Here is a 21856-nt window from a genome sequence, read left to right as displayed (position 1 = left end):
AACGTATTAGTAAAGATATAAAAAAGAATACGAATTCAAAAAAACTATAAACTTTCGCCTATTAGGTCTTATGATTTTTACAATATGGCTTTATTCCCAAGGGATGAAAACGCCTTATTCCAACATGCGGCAGTGCTACTGTCTTTTAATCAAATTTGTTGAAATTACATATTCCTTTGGACTGGAAATCCCCCGATCTATTTCCTTCAGCAATACACGTACACAGGTTTTGGCCAAAGGTTCCAAGGGTTGTTGGATACAGGAGATTTTAGGATTCAATATATCGAACAATTCATGATCGTCAAAAGAAAACAACGGAAAATCAAACTGTTTTCCACCTTCAGTCCGAAGGGACTTTAACCCGAGAATACAGAGATAATTGGTTGTAAAAAATAAACCATCCAAGCCTACATTTTTAGCTACCCAACTCTGTAAAGCACTTATACCTTTCTGTTTCAAACGATGGTAGGGTAGTTGCAGTATCCTCGATTGCATACCTGTTTCTGCACAAAATTCCAGATAGGCCTCTTTACGCGCGAGCATCTGAGGCTGATCCGAATCGATTGTGATCAATCCAAAGTTTTTACATCCGATAGACTGCAAATAGGAACAGGCTTTACGGCTGCTATCTCCATTGTCAATATGAACATAATGTGTCGCTATATCGGGTGAATTTCGATCAAATACAACCAAGGGCACCTTATGTTCCAAGATCTTTCGCTGATGTTCCTCGAGGTTTATCGTGGGTGCTAGAATGATGCCTTCAACCCTCTTCTCTAGCATGAAATCAATAATATCTTGCGCATTTTGAGGATCTCCTAAAGTACTACTATATAATACATGGTAATTTTTCTTGCGCAGCAGTTCCTCGACATGCAAAGCAAAAGGGCCAAAAAAGGAATCGCCAATATTTTCGACAATCAGTCCGATTGTATTCGAACGGCCAGTGGCGAGGCTCTTTGCCAAAGCATTGGGCTTATACCCTATTTTCTCGACATAGTCCAAAACACGCCGTTCCAGCTCCTTACTGATACGGGCCTTTTCCGCTTTATGATTGATCACCAATGAAATGGTGGATTTGGAGACATTAAGTTCTCGTGCGATTTCTTTAATAGATTTGGCCATAAGAGCATTTCATAAAATTAGGTGAAATTAGAAAATAAAATGAGAATTGTTCGTTTTTTATACTGATGACATTCCGTTGTTCATACGTCTACGCACAATATCAAACAGGTAATATGGCCGCTCAGAACTATTGCTTATCCGTAAGCATATTTTCTAGGCTTTAATTTACCTAATACAATAATCAACGGACTAACTAAAGTAGCTTCATTATAATACGATAACTATACTTATCCGATACCTAAGCAATATTTCAAACATACTGAAAGCCTACCGCATAACTGAAACAATTAGTTGTTGATCCCTATTAAAAACGACTGATTTTTGTCGAATATTAATAAATATTCAAAAGTAAATATAAAAAGCGAAGCCTCTTTACAATCTTTATAATGAAAATATTATTTTTTTTTTAAATTTACTAGCTGCTAGCTCCTTATGAAAAACTCCAAATCATACCAATACCAAGAACTTCTGCCCCTTATTCAACAGGGAGATCAGCGCGCTTTTTCGGTATTATATGATTTGTTTGCCCCCGATCTGATTTCTTTTATAACAAAAAAAATTAGCAATCGTGAAGCGGCCGAAGATATTCTACATGACCTATTTATCTCCGTATGGAAAAATAGGGCATTTATTACTGAAATAGAGTCTCTTCCTGCCTATCTATTTAGTTCTTGTCGCTATCTGGTTCTCGCCTACTACCGCAAAGAGATGAAAATTCAGATTACCCAAGGTTTTGAACATCTTGAGTTTGAAGATCAATCCATACCCATCGAAGATCGGCTGTACTACCGCTACATCATCGACCTTGTTGCCAAAGAAGTCGAAAATCTGCCTCAAAAATGTCAGGAAGTATTCAAATTGAGCCGGGAATACTATTTAAGCAATAAAGAGATTGCTATAAAACTAGGAATCAGCGAATCGACTGTTGAAAAGCACATTAACAAGGCTATTCGTCATTTACGCACCGCAACAGGCCACCTTTTTCACTTTATATTATTTTTCTAGCCTTTTAATCAGCCATTTACTGGACAATTTTTACAATAATATATTTTTTTTTCATTTTAAGTAGAAGCTCTGCCTCTTTTAGGTCACTTGTATTATAACCAACCAGTATAACGTTGCGATTTATGAAGCAAGTGAAAGAATTATATAGACTGATAACCAGTTTCCTAAGCCGATCCGAAAATATTGAGGAACGTAAAGAACTTTTTGATTGGTTTGATCAGCAGTCGGTCGGTAAGATACCAGAAGCGCAGTTTTCGACCATCCAAAAGAATGTAAAAAACCGGCTGTTGGCTGAGGTAGGCTTAATAGAAAAAAAATCCTCTACCATAAAGTATTTACAGATTATCAGTACAGCTGCGGCAATATTGCTGATCGGTTTTTTCGCCTATACATACTGGCCCGCAGCAGAGCACACTGCTTCCAATAAATTATTAGCATCCATCCCTCCAGGAAGTGAAAAAGCTATTATCACGCTAGCCAATGGAAAGCAGATTAATCTTGACGAATTAGCGTTAAATCAAAGTGTACAAATCGGAGAGACAATCTTAACAAAAGATGCGCAGGGAAAAGTTAGTTATCGAAATGTTAAAACCGGAAACATTGTTAGCCAGCAAAATATATTAAAAACTCCCAAAGGCGCTACTTATGAGCTCGCCCTAGCAGATGGCACCTTGGTCAGCCTCAATGCTGATTCGAAATTAATCTATCCTTCTTCATTTGAATCGGGAGACCGTATCGTTGAATTGGAAGGTGAGGCTTATTTTCAGGTAGCAAAAACGAAGGATCACAAAAGTTTCATTGTTAAAACAAAAAACCAACAGACAAAAGTCCTGGGTACAAAATTCAATATTAATGCCTATTCGGAAGAGGACGGAGTACGTACCAGCCTAGAGGAAGGTGCAGTTATTGTTTCCAAACAAAATAGTGCGGTGAGGTTAAGACCTAATGAGCAAGCTTTTTCCGAAGATGGAAAGCTCCGGTCGAAGCGTATCAATATAGATCAGGTACTTAGCTGGAAAAGTGGCCAATTCTGCTTTGATGGTACAAATACAGCAGAAGTATTTAAGGACATCGCAAGATGGTACGATATAGATGTCACTTATAACGGGACGAGCAATGCCAGTCAATATAGTGGGAAAATTCCACGAAATTTAAGCTTAGAAAAGCTCATCGCACTTTTAAATTATGCAAATATCCAAACCAAAGCTATCGTGAAAAAAAACAATAGAATTAACTTAATCATAACATAACCAAACCATTAACGAAATGAAAAGCGAAAAATCCCCACCTTGATAAGCGTTTGTTAATATCAATAAAAGACGGATCCTGTTGGCGCAGAACCCGTCCAACTTAATTGGTATTAAAGTATCGTCTAACTTCTAAATTATTAACACGTTAAAACCAAACGAATTTAATGAAATTTACCTTAACTCCGTTCATTAAGAAGGAGAAAGATTTTCATTCGACCAATTTGGACGCTAACCCAGCGTCCAACATTTGGCGGATTTATGAAAAACAAAAGCCTCTTTTTGCGCGCCCATTATCCAGATCTCTCATGAGGATCAACTTAATCACCCTACTGATCGGTTTAGGTCTGTCACAAGTAGATGCACACACCTATGCCCAACAGATTAGCTTGAAAAAGCAAAAATCGAGCTTGGAATCGATCTTGAAAAACCTCGAAAAACAGAGCGGTTATTCTTTCTTTTATAAGAAAAATGAAATCAATCAAATCATTGACTTAACCGCTGAAATCAAAGATGTACCTTTTAAACAAGCGTTAAATGTTATTCTCAACAAAGCAAATCTATCGTATGACTTTTTTGATAAAACGGTAGTTGTCAAAAAGAATCCAATTCATCCCAAACAGCGTACCATAGTAACATCCAACGCTGATCGGATCGTATTGGCTATGCAGCAAGAGTACCTAAAAGGACGAGTCATCGACAATGAAGGAAAGCCGATTTCGGGGGCATCAATTCGCCTCAAAGACAACGTACGAAAAGGTGTAATGAGCCAGGCTGATGGAAGCTTCATATTGCCAATATCTTCACTAAACGAAATCCTGGTGATAACTTCCTTAGGTTACGAAAGACAGGAAATTAAGGCAAGCTTAAATCAGGAGAAAATGGTTATCCGCCTAAAAAAACAAGAAAACGCCCTTGAGGAAGCGGTTGTTTCTACGGGTATTTTTAAGAAGGAAGATAAAAGTTTTACGGGAGCATCACGTACAATCACGACAAAAGAACTCAGGCAATATGGGGCTCGGAATCTCGTGACCTCTTTACGGAATATCGATCCATCGTTTAATATCATTGAGAATAATCTTTTCGGTAATGATCCTAACCGACTTCCAGAAATTCAGATGCGGGGAAATTCCAGTATCCCAAATGTGAATGAAATTCAGAGCGAATCCGCAAGTCAGCTCAACACTCCACTGATTGTTTTAGATGGTTTCCAAACATCGCTTCAGGCATTGATAGATATTAATGAAAACGATGTTGCTTCGATTACCCTCTTGAAAGACGCCGCAGCGACCGCACTTTACGGATCAAGAGGTGCTAACGGAGTCATCGTCATTACAACGAAACTTCCGAGACCAGGAAAATTAAGATTGAGTTTTGGATCAGAACTAAAGGTTGAAAACGCCGACTTATCGGCTTACCATCTCCTTAATGCAAGAGACAAACTAGCGCTAGAACGTATTACCGGGCTTTATGACTCTCCGAACGCAAGTACAGACATTCCGAATAAACGATACTATAATTTTCTGTTAGATGAAGTGAATAGCGGCGTCGAGACAGACTGGATGGCTATTCCACTGCGCACATCCTACGCATTAAGAAGTAATTTAAGACTGGAAGGCGGTGACAATCAGTTCCGATATTCAGCCGGTATCCAAAATAACAATACAGCGGGTGTCATGAAAGGCTCTTCCAGAAATACACTGAATGGATCCATCACCCTATCTTATACTTACAAAAACTTAATATTTAGAAATTATTTAAACATTAATAATATTAAGAATCAGCAGTCACCATATGGATCATTCAATGACTATTTCGACCTCAATCCATATTGGCGCCCTTATGATAAAGATGGAAATGTAAATAAAGTATTGGGTGATCCGGGTACAACTGATTATTCAAATATATGGACTACCCTTCCGACAAACCCCTTGTATAATGCTAGCCTAAAAACATTTGACAAAGGAGAACAAACAGATATTACCAATCAGACTGCTGTCGAATGGTCAATTCAAGAAGGATTAAGATTAATTGGTAAATTCAGCTTTACAAAATCCGATAAACAGTCCGATGCGTTTAAACCGGCTGAACATACTGACTTTGCCAATTATACCGGAGTTGATGTCTTTAGAAAAGGAGCTTATTGGATTGGCCTTAATCGTGGAATGAAATACGAAGGAGCTTTAAATCTATCCTACAGCAAAAAAATAAAAGAAAAACATCAGATTTTCGTCGGAACGGAGGCAAACATTTTCCAGGATAATACCTCACAGCTGAAGAACGCCGCGGAAGGTTTTCCAAATAGTGATCTTGATTTTCCATCGATGGCATTGCAATATATGAAGGATGGAAAACCTTCAGGTAATGAGTACTATTATCGAACCGTAGGCTTTGTTGGAAATGCAAACTACAATTATGACAATCGTTATTTTATCGACGGAACGTTCCGTATGGATGGTTCTTCCCAATTTGGCGCCAATAAGCGTTTTGCTCCTTTTTGGTCAGCAGGCCTCGGCTGGAATTTACATGAAGAAAAGTTCTTTAAAAAGAATGAAATCGTCAACCGCCTTAAATTGCGTGGATCGGTAGGGACATCCGGATCCACAAAATTCAATACTTACCAAGCGCTGACCACTTACGGTTATTACACTTCCGATAGATATTATAATTGGCTGGGTGCTTATGTCTTAGGGCTCGGCAATCCGGATCTAAAATGGCAACAAGTGCTTAAATACAATATTGGGACAGATATCGACCTTTTCGACCGTTATTTAACGTTACAGGCGAACTATTATATTGAAAACACCAATGACCTTGTTTCCTCCGTTAATACCCCCGCATCCAGTGGTGTAGGCTATTATACAGCCAACATCGGAAAATTACGGAATAAAGGATTCGAGTTATATGCGACAGTCTATCTGATGAAAAAGCCAACCGGTTTAACCTGGTCAGTATCAGGTTCAGTATTGCATAACAAAAATAAGGTACTTGAAACCTCACAAGCATTGAAAGACGCACAGAAAACTCTTCAGGGGGATCTCTATAATGCCAACAAAATGTACATCGAGGGATATTCGAGTAACGCTATTTGGGTAGTTCCATCCCTCGGGATAGACCCGAGCACAGGTAAAGAGCTTTATCTCGCTGCTGACGGCACACCAACTTATACCTGGGCCTCGAAAGATGTTACTGCCGTTGGAAACACAGACCCTAAAGTTTGGGGAAACTTCAATACGATGTTGCGTTACAAGGGATTTACATTTACCGCATCGCTGGGCTATCGCTTTGGCGGTCAGGCATACAATAGAACCCTAGCTGAACGAGTCGAAACCAGCAGTTACAAATATAATGTGGATGAACGCGTCTATACTGGTAGATGGCAAAATCCCGGTGATTATGCGCCATTCAAAGGGCTCTTAAATACAAATCCGACCTATAAAACGTCCCGGTTTGTCCAAGATGAAAACACCATTTATGCGAGAAGTTTCAACTTCCAATATGATTTTCGTTACATGGATTGGGTCAAGAAAATTGGTTTCGAAAACGTGAATATAGGGCTGGATGTATCTGATCCATTTATCATTTCGAGTATCCGTCAAGAACGGGGAACAGTTTATCCATTTTCAAGGCAGGTAACTTTTAGTCTTAACGCAACATTTTAATAAGATGAAAAAACATATCATATTAGCAAGCCTAGTAAGCGCTTTATTTTTAGGCTCATGCAATAAATTTTTGGATGTCTTACCTAGAACCCAAATCCCAGCAGATAAATTATTCGACTCCGAACAAGGATTTAAAGATGCTTTGGCTGGCGCTTATATTTCAGCAAAAAGCAATGCAACTTATGGAAAGGCTTTAACATTTGGAACCATAGAAAATTTAATCTCCAGTTGGGATATAAACACAAATACGCTTGAACAACAACTGGGGCTTTTCAATTATTCCGACGATCGCGTAATTGATCAATTCAATGCGATATTTGCCAAACAATATGCAACAATTGCCGCAATAAACGCCATTCTGCAGAATCTGGAATCCAATAAATCCATCTTTAAGACAGAAGGGGTATATCAGGTCATCAAAGCAGAATGCCTCGGATTACGCGCCTACATCCACTTTGACCTGATGCGTCTTTATGGTCCCATACCCACTGAATCTGGAATCGGAAATCAGCTCGCTTATGTAACCGAATTCAACAGGGAAATCCATCAGCATATTTCTTATGAAGAATATAAAAGCAAAATTTTCTCGGATCTGAAACAGGCAGAAGAGCTCATCAAAGAATTCGACCCAATGCTGTCCTATTCGATGAACGATGTTAGAAATCCCAATGGATTCGGAAGCAACTACAAGCCACTAGATGATTTCATGTCATATCGCAATATGCGGATGAACTATTATGCTATGAAAGCGTTAGAAGCTCGTGCAAGTTTATGGTATGGAGACAAAGACAATGCTTACAAAGCCGCTAAGGAGGTGATTGATGCAAAGAATGCAGATGGGGAAGCTAAATTCAAGCTAGCCACTGGGAAAGACTTTACAGCAACGAACTATATCCTCACTTCTGAACAGATATTCGGACTGTACGCTTTTGATTTGGCAAAAACCTATACGGATAATTTTGGCAATGCGACATATCGCAAAGGAACCTCTGCAACAACCATCACGAATCAGTTATATGGCAATACTGGAACTGATTTTAGAGAATCATCCCTTTGGAATATGATTACATTGACCAATGGTTCTAAATACAATGTGATTAGAAAGTTCTGGGTCACTGCGGATAATGTAACCGTTTTAACAGACTATAAACAACTTCCAATGATACGCACCAGTGAGCTTTATCTCATATTGGCAGAGACTGCAGCTTTCACTGAAGGCCTAGAATACCTCAAAACCTTTAGAGCAAATCGAAATATATCCGGGCTGGCAATACCAGGAGATCCACCAGCGCTACAAAACGAGATCATCAAGGAGTACCGAAAGGAATTCTATGGAGAGGGACAGGCTTATTACGCTTACAAAAGACTGAATATCCCAAAACCGCAAATATTGTTTGCCCCTTCAAATGCAGTGGTCAATTACCTCCTGCCAATGCCAACTGTCGAATCCATTAATTAGTTACAATTATGAAACCATATTTTTTACTAATCCTAATTGGTATTGTATGCTTCTCATTACATAGCTGCAAAAAGGACCAATATTATATATTTAATGATATTCCAAGAGTGCAATTTGGCCCACCACTCTCTAACCTTAAACTTAATGAATATACGGATTCATTAAAATCTGAAACGTTCTTTTACGAAGCACAGCAAATACATCAGGATACCGTGTATTTTGATATTTATACCATCGGAGAAACATCGAAAAAAGACCGGAAATACCAGCTCCAGCAAATGGAACTGAAAGGCGTAGAAAATGCTGTCGCGGGAAAACACTTTATCCCATTTGATGATCCTGCCGTCGCTGATCTCTACGTTATCAAATCCGACTCTGTACACGCAAGGGTACCGATCGTTATTTTAAGAGACGGCGAGTTAAAAAGCAAAACAGTCAATCTTGGCATTTCCATTGTCGCTAACAGTAACTTTACTATTGGTGAGCCCACGAAATCTTGGAGAAAACTACAATTTACAGATCGCCTCAGTCAACCTAACGCCTGGACAACTTCTTACTCTACGTATTATTTTGGAGCATACAGTGTTCGAAAACATGAATTCATGATTGAGGTCACTGGTAAACGTTGGGATCAAAACTTTATAGCTTCCCTACCCTTGGATCAAATGAACTATTATAAATCTGTACTTGGGATGGCTGTAATAGATTACAATAAGCAACATCCGAACGCGCCCTTACGCGCTGAAAACGGTGATCTCATTACTTTTCCTAATTAATCAGAAGCGATGAAAAATATAAATATTTACCTATTACTCCTAGGATTTCTATTGGTATTATCCTGTTCAAAAGATAAAAGTAACTATGACTATAGCGAAAAGGAGCACATTGATATCGAAGGAATCGAATCAAAATATACGGTCATCTCTCTAAAAGACACGTTAAAAATTTTCCCCACAGCAAAATCAAATAAAGATGGTGAATTAGAATATAAATGGGGATTTTACGAAACCAATGTTCAGGGAAGGGCCGAACCTATGGATACAATAGCCCACAGTCAGAACCTAAGCTATTTTATCACTGAGGATGCCAAAGACTGGGTTGTAGTTTGTATTGTAAAAAACAAAAAAACAGGTTATAGCCAATATAAAACTGCCACCGTAACTGTTAGTACCCAGTTTACACGGGGTTGGTATGTCCTTAAAGATGATGAAAATAATGCTGATTTGGATCTATACCTTACTCCGCAAAATAATTTGGTAAGTGGAAAAATTGAGAATGTATACAGCGCGGCAAATAACCAAAAGATAGAAGGCAAGGGCAATTTTATCAGCTTTTCTTCTAGTTACAAAAGCAATATTCTAAATCCTTCCACTTATTCAAATACCCGAGCATTATTTATCACCACTGAAAAAGATATCCAAACAGTGAATGTCAATAATTTAAAAAAAATTAGAGATAAACAGAATCTATTCCTGGGTGGTGCACAACAAATTACCGGTAATACGGGCGCTTTTTTGGGTAGTACAGCCAATTACCTTCTTAATAATGGGCAATTATACAATATCTATGCAATGAGTGTCAATACAGGACAATTTGGCAACAAAGCCATGCTGGATGGAAATAACAGCAGTTATGAATTGTCCAAATACATGATCTCGAGTGGTAGCAATGATCCCATTTTATTCGACAACCTAGGTGGAAATTTCACAACTCTGGGTAACGGTTATGGTTCTACTATGACCATATTTTCAAATGATGCGGCTAATGATCTCAGCACCACAAATAACAATCAAAAAGCATTGTTTTTGGGAATGAAATCCAATGTCTACTTACCTGCCCCTGATTATTACTATAAAACAGTCGGCTATGCAATTCTACAGGACAAAACTGACCCTACTCAAAAATCACTCTGCGCTTTGGAGAAAAAGCAGTATGTACTGTCCATAAAAAAAGAAGCAATTGATCCTTCATCCAAACTCTATAATGCTAGTCTGCATACATTGCTTTTGGACGATGAAAACTTAATGTACTTTGTCAATAACAATCAATTATACAGTAGAAATTTAAGTAACGGATTTGAACAGCAACAGTTTAACGCTCCAGGAGGCGAACAGATTACGTTTATCAAACATCTAAAATATTCAGAATCAGGTTACGCTTTTAACTTCGTCATCGTTGGTACAAAACTTGGATCAAGCTATAAGATCAGAATGTTTACAAAAAGTTCTGGGAATCTGGATTCGACTCCTGTCCAAACACTCGAAGGAAAAGGGACCGCACGGGCGATTATCTATATCGCTCCCGCCGTGTCAGACTATACCTACCCCTCATCCTATTAGTTTTATTTATTAACAAAACACAAATGAAAAAACATATCGTAACTTCAATAACAATATTCGCGGCAAGTACAGTTTTCGCTCAATCACCAGTTCAAATCAAAGGCATATTTGACAAGGAATTTGTCAAACCCGTTAAACTTTTTAAGGTCTTAGAAGGTGATATGGTTGAGATTGCTTCAGCTCAACCTCAAGTGGATAAAAAGTTTGGTTTCACGTTTTACCCCGAATACGAAGGATTTTACGCCATTGGTTCGGGAACAACAGGTAGTCAAACCGATAATAATATCTTTTATTTCAAGCCGGGCGACCAACTTGAGTTTACCATCTCCGAAAAAAACTACCAATTGACCGGAACGAATAACAGCAAAGAAAATCAGATCCTAAGCCGTTGGCACGACGAAATAAGCCCAGTAGAACAAAAGGCATTCTACTGGATGAAAGCTCAAAGTACTTTTGTCGATTTCTTCCCCGACCTGGAGAATGTTGTTGCCAAAGCAAATACCTTCGCTAAAAATAATAAAAGTGGAAACCCTAGGTTTGACGGCAAACTGCAGGATTATATCCAATGGGATCTTGCCGCCAACGCGACGAACTTCCTCAATACGCCACGTTCAGCACATCCTGCAGTAGAAGAATATACGGATTACTACAAAAGCCTGACCTTAGCCAATTTTGCAAAAAACGCAGCATTGGTCTATCAAACTCCTTGGGCAAACCGTACTTTGAACGCCATCTCATTTGTATCTCGTCGTACGGCGAATATTCCTCCGGGAAAAGGCATCACTGGGCTCCAGCAAGATCTGGATTTCCTTCCCAATGACACTTTAAAGGGTGATGCTATACTGAATTATCTGGCAAGACAAAAAGATTATGCCAGTTATAAGGAAGCCGCGGATAAGTACCAGTCATATTTTATGACTGCAAGTCAAAAGAAACGTGCTATTGACATCATGAATGACATGGCTCAACTAAAAAGTGGAGACCAAGGACTTAACTTTTCTTTTCCTGACAACAACGGGAAGACTATAAAATTTGCCGATTTAAAGGGAAAAGTGGTTTTAATCGACGTATGGGCAACCTGGTGTGGTCCTTGTAAAGCAGAAATACCGCATCTCAAAAAACTTGAAAAAGAAATGCAGGGTACAGATGTTCAGGTGGTAAGCATCTCCGTTGATGAAGAAAAAGATAAAACGAAGTGGTTAAAAATGATTAAGGATGAGCAACTTGGTGGCTTGCAACTTTTTGCTTCCGGATGGGGAGATTTTGCCAAATATTACAAAATTACGGGTATTCCCCGCTTCATGGTTTTTGACAGACAGGGAAAAGTAGTCACTATAGATTCACCACGACCATCGAACCCAGAATTAAAGCAACTCCTTGAAAAAGTACTAGCAACAAAATAGGTATGAATAAACTTTGGATTTACTTCTTATTTTTAACGTTATCTCCCGCGCTTCTATTTGCGCAGGGGGATAGCGTTACAATCAAAGGAAAAATTACATCATCTGTAACAGACCCTGCCGCGAAGTTAAGCGTTTCTTTCATTGACTATCAAGGCAAAAGGGTAGGTTTTGCAGCTCCAATACAGAATGGATTATTTGAAATCAAGATCCCAAAACAAAAACAAATAGTTGATGCTACCTTAAGGACTATTGGCAAAGATCCAAATGCCAGCGCATTACGACAAGCGATGCGTTATCCGCTCAATATTTTCATTTCTGAAGATGACATCCTTATAAACGCCGATGCCGAGGAACTTGATTTAGCGCAGGTTAAAGGTGGGAAAGAAAACAATGAATACAATGACTTGCGTCAGTCTACAGCGGGATTTGTAAAGCAAAAAAATACTTTATACAGTCCAATCCTCCAGGGAAAGATAAGCCCCGAATCTACAGAGGGCAAAATCATACTCGAGCAGCTTAGTCAATTGGGCAAAAAGGAAATTGCTCTTCAGAAAAAATTTATAGAAAATCATCCTACATCTTATGTAAGTCTGTTTTTGCTCTACAGAATGAAGTCTAGCTATACTTCCGAAGACTATAAATTAGCATTTAACCGTCTTGATCCCAACTACAAATCAACAGACATGGGTATGGCAATAGCTTCAACAATCGCAAAAGAAAGCGTGACCGCGAAAGGGAAAGCAGCACCACTCTTTTCGCGGATCACCGCTAGCGGCATGCCTTTTCAGTTAGAAAAGATGCAAGGGCGCATTATACTACTTGATTTTTGGGGCAGTTGGTGTGGCCCCTGTCGTGCAAGTATGCCGCACCTCCAGCAACTTTACAGTCGCTACAAAAATAAAGGCTTTGAAATCATCGGTATCGCACAAGAAAGAGGCAAAACACTGGAAGAATCCAAAGCGAGCTGGCACAAAGCCATAGAAGAACTCAACTTATCCTGGACAAATGTGCTAAACAACGAGAACAAAGAGCAAATGGATATTGTGAAAGCATATCAGATCAGTGGTTTTCCAACAAAAATCCTCGTGGATGAAAATGGAAAAATCATTTTGCGCGTTGTAGCCTCGGCAACAGACGACATTGACATTACGCTGAAAAAGATCTACGGCTTCTAATCCTTTTACATCCTTCACTAAATACGCTAATTTATTCTCTATTGCCATGACTTATAAATCCATTATAAAAGCCGGAGCTCTCTTGCTGTTAACAGCCTTAGCATCGTGGTCAAAAGCTCAGCTCGCAAGCCAATTGCCGGCCAAACTACTCACCTGCTTTGAACAAAAAGACAGCTCTTTCATAAGCGCTGAGCTGGCGCCAAATTTTTCCATAGCTGGACATACCGGTGCAGGAGCCAGCTTCCGCTTAAACCAAATTATCAAAAATTACCCCCTAAAAGCAGTCAATATTCTATCGGACAAGAAAACTAAAAAAGGAACATTACTTCAAATAGAGGTTACCGATACGAAAGGCAAGACAACAAGCAATCAAGCGCTAGTTGATCATAAGGGGAAATTAATCTATTTCAGTCTTTTTGATCAACTATATGGGTTAAAAAGAGAGAACACTCCCAAATTACGGGCGGTTATTCCTTTTGAAAACAAGAATGGCTCCATTTACCTGCAGGTCAAAATCAATGGATATGAAAGGCCATTAAGACTCCTGTTTGACACTGGGGCAGACGGAATGGCGGTAAACCAGCAACTTGCCGATGCTATTGGCCTAAAGGTAACGCGTGAGAACAACGCTTCTGTCGTCGGCGGAAACACAAAAATTCAGGTATCTGACAACAATAGTATTCTATTGGACACGCTTAAACTGGCAGGACAGGGTATTGCGATCTTTCCTGAAATGGGCAAAGAAGGTGATGGCATTATTGGTAATACCCTGATACGCCAATTTATCACACACATCGATTACGATAAAAATACGATTTCATTGTACGATTTTGGCGATTTTCAATACAAGGGTAAGGGAACTGCCGTACCGATTACAATGCCCGCGGGGGTAATGATACTACCCGGGCAGCTTGAAATTATCAAGGATAAGAGCTACTCCGGACATTTCGTTTTCGACACTGGTGCTTCATACGATCTGATCTGCTTCCGTCCCTTTGTACGTCAAAACAAACTGCTTGTTAGCGGCTTCAAAGCCGAGGCACAGGCCGCAACCGTAAGCATGGGTGTTTCCTCGCCCACCTTTTCGGGCAAAAGCTACAAATTTGCCATTTCTCCCCTCCCACCCATGCAGGGCTTGCCGGTAACACTCATGGGCGGCAGTACTGGCAATGAACATTGGCAACCTGGTTTTGATGGCTCAATTGGGGTTCGCCTATTAAGCCGCTATAATATCACCATAAATCTGGCGGAAGGTGAGGTATATTTCTCCCCCAATAGATTACACGACCACCCGCAGGATTTTTTAGTTAAGAATTATCAGTTTGGCTGGGATAATACCGGAAAGCTGAAAGCACTTGGCGCTGTAGGTGCTGCCGAAGCACCAGGTGGTCTGAAAACAGGTGCATTGATCCAACGCATAGACAGTTATACAGCCGATCAATTGAAAAAAAATCCATCCCTCATAGATGAGATTCGATTAAAAGCAACCGGAGGATCCATTTCTATAACAACTACTGATGATCATACCGTAAATATCTAATCACGCTAAAACGTAATACCTTCAATTCTCAAAACAAATCATATGAAAAAGCTTATTTTTTATATTATTATAGCCTATTACGGCATATTCTTTTCAAACGTAGCAATTGCCCAGGAAAAAATCTTCCAAGGGAGTTATGCGGAATGCCAAGCTCAGGCAAAAAAGGAAAACAAACTTATTCTGATCGATCTGTACTTTGTTGGTTGTATGCCTTGTGCAGAAATGGACAAACAAGTATTTCCGGATCCGGCAGTTACTAAAGAACTCAACGATAATTATATTCTGTACAAAACAGATGTGATGAAAGAGGAAGACGGGAAAAAATTAGCCCGGAAGTACGCTGCCCCAGGATTTCCAACCTATGTCATTGTAAGCCCCGAAGGCAAAACCATAATGACTGAATCCGGTTTTTTTGGCGTAGACCGATTTGTTCCTCTATTAAAAGAGGCTGTCCAACGCAACAAATCAGCCCAATATCTCGCATTTAACAATACTTTAGACAACAGTTATCCCGCAGCCTATAGCGAACGCTTTATCAAAACCGGAGTAAAACATGATTTTGCGGAACTCGAAAGCTACCTCGGGCAACAAAAAGACCTGTTCAACGAAACTGCTTTCGTAGCCAATAGCGTGACTTCCTTCAAAAAATACAATAACTGGGCTTATGCCAATCTTCCAGAATTAATTAAACGATATGGCGGAAATTTACTCCGCAATAAAATTTCAACAATCGCGAAAGCAAAAAGTAAACAATACGGCACAGAACAGCAATTGGACAGCTTAAAAATTATGCTGACCTATATACGTCCGACCTTCAATGATAAATTGTGGGCGGTCTTCTTACCTGAGTTTGTTACAAGTTACTATGCCGCCTCCCAAAATGCGGCCGCCTATTTTGCACTGATTGACGAATATAAACTCTATCCTACTTGGGATGAACGCAGCAACGCTTTCGGGCCTGTCATTATGCATCAATCAAAAAATCCCGCCATCCTGAAGTCTATACGCGCTGAATATCTAGCCGCAGAACAACGAAAAACACTAGATCCCGTTGACAGCTATCGACTGATCCTATTACATTACTATTTAGAAGATTTTGATCAAGCTTTCAAAGGGATAGAAAGGCTACTGAAATCAGATTTAACAGCTCCATTCTTAGCCTTGGACAAAAAGGACCTACAGGAGCTAAGAGAGGCCATACAAAGAAAAGATGCCAGTTTATATAAGGCTAAGGAGATTAAGAAAATTATACCATTTAAATTAAGTTAACCATCTTTCTCATGATTAGAAAAACCATTTTATTGCTCACTACTGTGCTTTGCTCAGTTGTAGCATTTGCACAACAACCAAGCAACATTACCGGAACGACAGACCCCTCGAAAGTAAAACGCGTCGGCCTATTTAAAGTACTGAATGGCCGACTGAAGGAAATTGCCACATCCATCCCCGATGCGTCAGGACGATTTGCATTTCGCTTTACTCCTGAATATGAAGGATTATATGCTGTTGGTAGTGGGAATGCACAGAATCAACAGGGACTTTTTCGTTTTTACTTCAAGGGAAATGAGGATTTAAATCTAAAACTAAGTCAAAATGACTACGAATTAACAGGTAAAAACAGTCCAGAAAACGAAACCTTATACGCTTGGGACAAACAGTCGAAATCTTTTCGTGATAAAGGAACCACTCCCGGAGGTATGAGCACCTATGTCGATTTCTTCCCCGAGGTTGAACAGTTTAAGGTAAAACTTGATGCCATCAAAAAGAGCGCAAAAACAGGAAACGTTCTTTTCGACAAATTCTTTCCCGAGCTAGTCGATTATGATTTTGCCTATTATGCGATCTCTTATCTTTACATGCCGCGTACAGCCCACCCGAGCAAAGAGGAAATGAGCGATTTCTATACGCAATTCAATGCAGATCGTTACCTAACAACGGAACTATTAAAATTTCCGTACGGCGACCGCTTTATGAGCAATATCATTTATCGGAAATTGGACCTATCCACTAAACCAACTTTCGATCAACAAATTGCAGCCATCGGACCAGACATACTTAAAGGACAATATATATTGCAACGTCTTGAGGGTGCACGTTCCTATGGTGACTTTCAGGAAATGAATGAGAAATACAAAAAATATTTTACGCTTCCTGAGCAAATCGAACGATCAAAAGTTGTCGAGGCACGGTTGGTGGAAACGAAAACAGGTGTACCTGCATTTCAATTTGCTTTTTCAGATATTACCGGGAAAAAAATTAGTCTTGCCGAATTAAAAGGCAAAGTCGTCTTGGTGGATATGTGGGCGACCTGGTGCGGTCCATGCCGTGCCGAAGAACCGCATTGGGAAAAATTAAATGAAGAATTTAACGGAAAACCAGTAGCCTTTGTAGGCATATCAGTAGATCAGGACAAACCCAAATGGGACAGCTATGTGAAAGAGAAAAAGCTAAAAGGAATTCAGCTGCATGCAGGCGCTGACAATGAACTTTCCAATGCTTACAAAGTCAATTCTATTCCACGCTATATACTCATTGATAAAGCCGGAAATCTAATCACGGCGGATAGTCCAAGACCAAGCGATCCAAAATTAAAAGCTCTGCTGGAAGAATGGATTAAAAAATAAAATACCGAATATCAACGTACCAAAAACATAAAAGCCCCCGGTTCAACTAAAACTAGGGGCTTTTGTTATATTACAAATGGGTTAGCCAAATTCATATCAGCATTTTACACCTCTTGGTTTTTAGCCCAACTGTGGGTCAGTCTTCGAGTGGCTACCCGTCTCTACGCGGCCAGCAAATTGGCGAACAAATTTACTTCCAACAATCTGTAAAGTCACATCATACCAACCACTTACTTTCTGGGATTCTACAACCCATTTGATGGATTTACCAGGACCCAATACGGTATTTTTCTTCCAGGTGCTGTAGGCATTATCCTTCACCTGCACGTGAAGGGTCTTGTCACCTTTATTGCTCGCTTCCAGGATGAGGTTTCCTGTGGGAACTCCTTTCTTCCCGATTTCATAGCTCGCAACAATAGATAGACGATCCGCATCTCCCTTAAAGCTGCGCATAAACCCATTTGGGCCGTATACCGTTAAATCATAATAACCATCTTTAAAGTCTGCTCGGTTCCAGTCAAAACTCAACTCCTCCCCCGCGATAACCGCAAATGGCCAAAAACTTGCACCATCTTTATAACTCGGGCCACTATACACATTAAAAGGGCTGCTCAGGGATTTAACGCCGAAAATCCTATTCCCCGCAGACATCACCAGTTTTATCGTGTCCTTATCAACAGATTCATTTGCATATAACTCATAGGCCAGCGCATTGGAGTTTTTTTGACCTTTTTCCTGTCTTGCCAATTGTGCTGCCTTGCCCGTATTTTGTAACGTTTGCATCTCATCTGCAGTCCAAACATGAAAATTATTCGGTAGTGGTTTAGATTTCGCCTGATCAATCGCGTAAATCTGTTGATTACGGTCCAAGAATGGTAATTCCACAGCAGTTCCACTTTCCGCCTTCCGGAATACCGAAGTCAGATCTCCCGTAATAGCACGGCGCCAGGAACTGATATTATGTTCTTTTACGTCCTTACCAAGTTTCTTGTCAAAGAAATACTCCATAAATTGAATGGTCGACGTAATATCGCAGACCTCCGAATTGACCCAACCGCCTTTACTCCAGGGAGACGCAATAATCAGAGGTACCCGATAGCCCAGACCAACTGGTCCCTCGGTGGCATGCTCCTTCTTCTCGCCGCTGGCCAGTTCTTGTTCCAAACTCACATATTCATCGCTATAATCCAATCCTGCTGAAGTTTTTCCCGACCGGGCATCTGCCGGGTTTGGCGCTACAAACGGTGGGATATGATCGAAGTAACCATCATTTTCATCGTAATTGAGCATAAAAACAGTTTTTTTCCAAATCTCCGGGTTTTCAGTCAGTATATTCAAGATTTCAGATACATACCAAGCCCCGTACATTGGTGCACTAGGGTGATCCGAAAAACATTGTGGCGCAACCAACCAGGATACTGTAGGTAAATTCCCCGACTTCACATCTTTCCGAAACTGATGTAATACATCCCCTTTTGGTACAGTAATCTGTTCTCCTTCATGTAATACTGAGGTCGTTTCACGATAAAATGCATCATCCTCATTGGTTTGAAACGCACGCTCATGCAATGCAATTTGTTCTTTCGGAAGCTGTTGGAAAGCCTGTTCGGTAAGTCGTTCCAGCTTTTTCTTATAGCTGCTGAGCTGCTCCTGTTTCTGCTTGAGCTTATTTTTGGTTTTCTGTACGCTTTCAGTTCCATTATCAGCCAATGCTTTTTCAAGCTCCTGGATCTCAGCAGGAAGTTCTGCCACGCGCTTGCGCATAAATTCCAGGTGACTTTTCTTGAATTCAATATGGTACTGTGAAAACCACTCTAAATTATTGTCCGTAAAATTACCTAACCATTCTTCTCCATTAAGGCCAGTCTCCATACTGACTTCGTTCTGATAGACCTTCCATGAGATACCCGCCGCCTCCAAACGTTCTGGAAAAGTTTTCCAATGCGCCCAACGGTTGAAGTAAATATCTGAATTACGGATCAACGGTTTTGCCCCTTTATGTGGCACACAGGTACCCGTCCAGAAAAAATGGCGGTTGGTTGTCGTACCTGTAATGGAGGAACAAAAATGCTGGTCACAGATCGTAAATGCATCGGCTAATGCATAATAGAAGGGAATATCTTCACGGGTATAATAGCCCATAGTCAAGGGAATCTCGCTCAACACTTTTCCACCGGGACGTTTTGCCTCTATCCAATTATCATGTTTTCCTTGGTTACGCGCTGCCATTTGATTTTCCCAGGAATGGGGAAGATTTCCTGTCCAGGCTGCATTGGAATTCTTAATATCCAATCGAAAAGGCGAATACGTCTTACCTGAAGCGGATGCCTGCAGCCATACAGGATTTCCGCTAGGTAGTGTGATAGCCCTGGGGTCATTAAATCCCCGCACCCCTCGCAATGTACCAAAACTATGATCAAAGGAACGATTCTCCTGCATTAACAAAACAATATGCTCGGCATCTAAAACAGAACTCCCCGCAACTGGTTCAATCGCCAGAGCACGCTGTATCGCATCCGGCACAGCACTCTGTAAGCCAAAAACCCCAGCCAACAAGGAGGCCTTCTTGATAAAGTCTCTTCTACTATCCATAAAAATATCTCTTATATCTCTTATAAATTCAATGGTCTATCAGCGAATATATTCATTCGCAAGCGCTTTTTATGTAACGTTTTTAAGAAAAATCCCCGCACACGATTGATCTCATGTACGGGGATAGTTTTACCATAAAAAAATCAACAGCTCAATGTATTACCTATTTTAAGATCCACATCAATTGATTAACGTTATCCACACCCTCAAATTGTCTGGACACCGCGGCATCCACGTTTTCCGTGTTGTAATCATATTCAACGGCTGGATATCGCCAGCGAACCGGTATCTTGCCTGTTGCCTCTGAATTCAAGCTCGTCTCTGGATTGATCTTCCATTTCGGATAACCTGTTCTTCGGTAATCGTAATACGTATTGAACTCCGATTGCAGAAAACTGGCGAGATATTTTTGGGTAATGATTTCCTCGATTTGTGCCTCTGCTCCAACAGGTAATGTCAGACCACCGATATAAGTATTTATGTAAGCTGCATCCAAAGGCATACCATGATGAAACTGTTCAGTATTAGGCGTATTATCGAAGATAAATTGCATAGAGGCTTCCACTCCCTTTTTGTGCCATGCCAAAGCCGGTTCATTTATCCAGCCACGAACAGCTGCTTCAGCGAGGATAAAACAAAGCTGCGCATACGAGAGCTGCTGTGTAGGTTCTCCAGTTGCGATCTCAGTATAACGGTCATTCAGTTTCGAATAGTCATTACTGTTTTTAATATCCAGGATATTATCATATTTCAACGAAGGGTCAATACCGACGTAAGCGTCATAGTTCGCTGCCGTCATTCCACCGCTAATCTTTTTGGGCGAAGGGTTTCCATAATAGAATAGACGACGATCCGAACGCGCTTTTAACCTATCCACGATTTCGGTAGACATGGTTGGATAGATTGTAAAGTTATTCCCGACTTTATAAAAAGGGTACTGTTGTCCACTTTTATCCGAACGAATTAATTGGTAATTATCTGCATTTGCCGTAAAAATCGGTTTATTGGCAACGATCTGCTGAAAGCGGTTTTTGATATTTAAATCTGCGTCACCAACTTTCTTGCTCAGCTGCATTAATACATTTAATGTGTAACTATTCACCAATTTACGCCATTTGGTGGTATTCCCCCCGTATAGAGGGTCTCCAGTGAAATTTTCTCCCGCGGCAAAGGCCTGATCGGCCAATTCCAATTCTTTTAGAATACCGATAAATACCTCCTTCTGGGCGTCATATTTAGGAAAATATTGCTTATCTGTTTCTCCTTTTAACGCATCATGATAAGGGATATCCCCTAAATCCATGGTTGCTTCAAAGAATTTAACGGCGCGGGCAAAATACATTAAACCTTCATAAGATTTAGCCAATTTCTCCGAAGTAGCAAATTTAGGCATGAAGTGCGCATCATTTATAGCACTAAAACTCAGGGTACCTGCTCCAAAACCGTTATATTGAAACGACTCCACAAATTCCGTCCAAACGATATTTTTGTTGAGCATATAAGGTTGCAGAAAACTTTTTTGTGTAGGCTGGTTTGCAAGGTTTAGTATGATCCGTGTGGCGATCATGCCCGAAGTTACCTTATCGGTCGCCTCAGGATTGGTATTGATCTCTTCAAACTTGGAACAGGATACTGTTGTTCCAAGGAGTCCGATTAATAAATATGTGACTATTTTTTTCATTTGT

The 21856-nt window shown here is 40.2% G+C and carries 14 protein-coding genes; 11 read left to right on the top strand and 3 right to left on the bottom strand.

The window, feature by feature from the left end; translation table 11 throughout:
• Positions 1-135: 135 nt before the first annotated feature.
• Positions 136-1125, bottom strand: a complete 990-nt coding sequence (locus tag ABDW32_RS17700; RefSeq protein ID WP_343564783.1) for a LacI family DNA-binding transcriptional regulator — start codon at positions 1123-1125, stop codon at positions 136-138.
• Positions 1126-1557: 432 nt separating this feature from the next.
• On the opposite strand from ABDW32_RS17700, the gene ABDW32_RS17695 reads away from it, so the two are divergent.
• From ABDW32_RS17695 to ABDW32_RS17645, 11 genes are all read left to right on the top strand, one after another.
• Entirely contained in the window at positions 1558-2130 is a 573-nt protein-coding gene (locus ABDW32_RS17695) for an RNA polymerase sigma-70 factor (RefSeq protein ID WP_343564781.1), read from the top strand.
• A gap of 122 nt (positions 2131-2252) precedes the next feature.
• Positions 2253-3380 (top strand): FecR domain-containing protein, encoded by a 1128-nt coding sequence (locus ABDW32_RS17690; RefSeq protein WP_343564779.1) that lies wholly within the window; start codon positions 2253-2255, stop codon positions 3378-3380.
• A gap of 164 nt (positions 3381-3544) precedes the next feature.
• On the top strand, positions 3545-7039 hold the full coding sequence (locus tag ABDW32_RS17685) for a SusC/RagA family TonB-linked outer membrane protein (RefSeq protein ID WP_343564777.1): 3495 nt from the start codon (positions 3545-3547) through the stop codon (positions 7037-7039).
• A 4-nt stretch (positions 7040-7043) separates the two neighbouring features.
• Complete coding sequence (locus tag ABDW32_RS17680) at positions 7044-8498, top strand: RagB/SusD family nutrient uptake outer membrane protein (RefSeq protein ID WP_343564775.1); 1455 nt, start codon at positions 7044-7046, stop codon at positions 8496-8498.
• A gap of 8 nt (positions 8499-8506) precedes the next feature.
• Positions 8507-9274 (top strand): DUF4843 domain-containing protein, encoded by a 768-nt coding sequence (locus ABDW32_RS17675; protein WP_343564773.1) that lies wholly within the window; start codon positions 8507-8509, stop codon positions 9272-9274.
• 9 nt (positions 9275-9283) lie between these two features.
• A complete protein-coding gene (locus ABDW32_RS17670; protein WP_343564771.1) occupies positions 9284-10837 on the top strand; it encodes a PKD-like family lipoprotein in 1554 nt (517 codons plus the stop codon).
• A gap of 23 nt (positions 10838-10860) precedes the next feature.
• A complete protein-coding gene (locus ABDW32_RS17665) occupies positions 10861-12240 on the top strand; it encodes a TlpA disulfide reductase family protein (protein WP_343564769.1) in 1380 nt (459 codons plus the stop codon).
• 2 nt (positions 12241-12242) lie between these two features.
• A complete protein-coding gene (locus ABDW32_RS17660; RefSeq protein WP_343564767.1) occupies positions 12243-13415 on the top strand; it encodes a TlpA disulfide reductase family protein in 1173 nt (390 codons plus the stop codon).
• Between the two features lie 46 nt (positions 13416-13461).
• Positions 13462-14955 carry a retropepsin-like aspartic protease gene (locus ABDW32_RS17655; RefSeq protein WP_343564765.1) on the top strand — a complete coding sequence of 498 codons (1494 nt, stop codon included), beginning with the start codon at positions 13462-13464 and terminating at the stop codon, positions 14953-14955.
• 42 nt (positions 14956-14997) lie between these two features.
• Entirely contained in the window at positions 14998-16224 is a 1227-nt protein-coding gene (locus ABDW32_RS17650) for a thioredoxin family protein (RefSeq protein WP_343564763.1), read from the top strand.
• 11 nt (positions 16225-16235) lie between these two features.
• On the top strand, positions 16236-17579 hold the full coding sequence (locus ABDW32_RS17645) for a TlpA disulfide reductase family protein (RefSeq protein WP_343564761.1): 1344 nt from the start codon (positions 16236-16238) through the stop codon (positions 17577-17579).
• 120 nt (positions 17580-17699) lie between these two features.
• Here the strand turns inward: ABDW32_RS17645 and ABDW32_RS17640 are convergent, their stop codons facing one another.
• The gene (locus ABDW32_RS17640; protein WP_343564759.1) at positions 17700-20171 is read right to left on the bottom strand and encodes a phospholipase C, phosphocholine-specific; all 2472 of its coding nucleotides are present in this window, start codon (positions 20169-20171) and stop codon (positions 17700-17702) included.
• A 163-nt stretch (positions 20172-20334) separates the two neighbouring features.
• Positions 20335-21852 carry a SusD/RagB family nutrient-binding outer membrane lipoprotein gene (locus ABDW32_RS17635; protein WP_343564757.1) on the bottom strand — a complete coding sequence of 506 codons (1518 nt, stop codon included), beginning with the start codon at positions 21850-21852 and terminating at the stop codon, positions 20335-20337.
• Positions 21853-21856: the final 4 nt, after the last annotated feature.

Origin of the sequence: Sphingobacterium sp. (assembly GCF_039596235.1) — a bacterium.
Classification (GTDB): domain Bacteria; phylum Bacteroidota; class Bacteroidia; order Sphingobacteriales; family Sphingobacteriaceae; genus Sphingobacterium.
The sequence above is the reverse complement of the archived record's forward strand: the minus strand, read 5'-3'. Positions and strand labels throughout refer to the sequence as shown.

Bases quoted from the DNA above. Each gene is read 5' to 3' on its own strand.
- ABDW32_RS17665 (WP_343564769.1), top strand. From the start codon at position 10,861: ATGAAAAAACATATCGTAACTTCAATAACAATATTCGCGGCAAGTACA.
- ABDW32_RS17655 (WP_343564765.1), top strand. From the start codon at position 13,462: ATGACTTATAAATCCATTATAAAAGCCGGAGCTCTCTTGCTGTTAACA.
- ABDW32_RS17635 (WP_343564757.1), bottom strand. From the start codon at position 21,852: ATGAAAAAAATAGTCACATATTTATTAATCGGACTCCTTGGAACAACA.
- ABDW32_RS17640 (WP_343564759.1), bottom strand. From the start codon at position 20,171: ATGGATAGTAGAAGAGACTTTATCAAGAAGGCCTCCTTGTTGGCTGGG.
- ABDW32_RS17660 (WP_343564767.1), top strand. From the start codon at position 12,243: ATGAATAAACTTTGGATTTACTTCTTATTTTTAACGTTATCTCCCGCG.
- ABDW32_RS17675 (WP_343564773.1), top strand. From the start codon at position 8,507: ATGAAACCATATTTTTTACTAATCCTAATTGGTATTGTATGCTTCTCA.
- ABDW32_RS17685 (WP_343564777.1), top strand. From the start codon at position 3,545: ATGAAATTTACCTTAACTCCGTTCATTAAGAAGGAGAAAGATTTTCAT.
- ABDW32_RS17690 (WP_343564779.1), top strand. From the start codon at position 2,253: ATGAAGCAAGTGAAAGAATTATATAGACTGATAACCAGTTTCCTAAGC.
- ABDW32_RS17670 (WP_343564771.1), top strand. From the start codon at position 9,284: ATGAAAAATATAAATATTTACCTATTACTCCTAGGATTTCTATTGGTA.
- ABDW32_RS17695 (WP_343564781.1), top strand. From the start codon at position 1,558: ATGAAAAACTCCAAATCATACCAATACCAAGAACTTCTGCCCCTTATT.
- ABDW32_RS17645 (WP_343564761.1), top strand. From the start codon at position 16,236: ATGATTAGAAAAACCATTTTATTGCTCACTACTGTGCTTTGCTCAGTT.
- ABDW32_RS17650 (WP_343564763.1), top strand. From the start codon at position 14,998: ATGAAAAAGCTTATTTTTTATATTATTATAGCCTATTACGGCATATTC.
- ABDW32_RS17680 (WP_343564775.1), top strand. From the start codon at position 7,044: ATGAAAAAACATATCATATTAGCAAGCCTAGTAAGCGCTTTATTTTTA.
- ABDW32_RS17700 (WP_343564783.1), bottom strand. From the start codon at position 1,125: ATGGCCAAATCTATTAAAGAAATCGCACGAGAACTTAATGTCTCCAAA.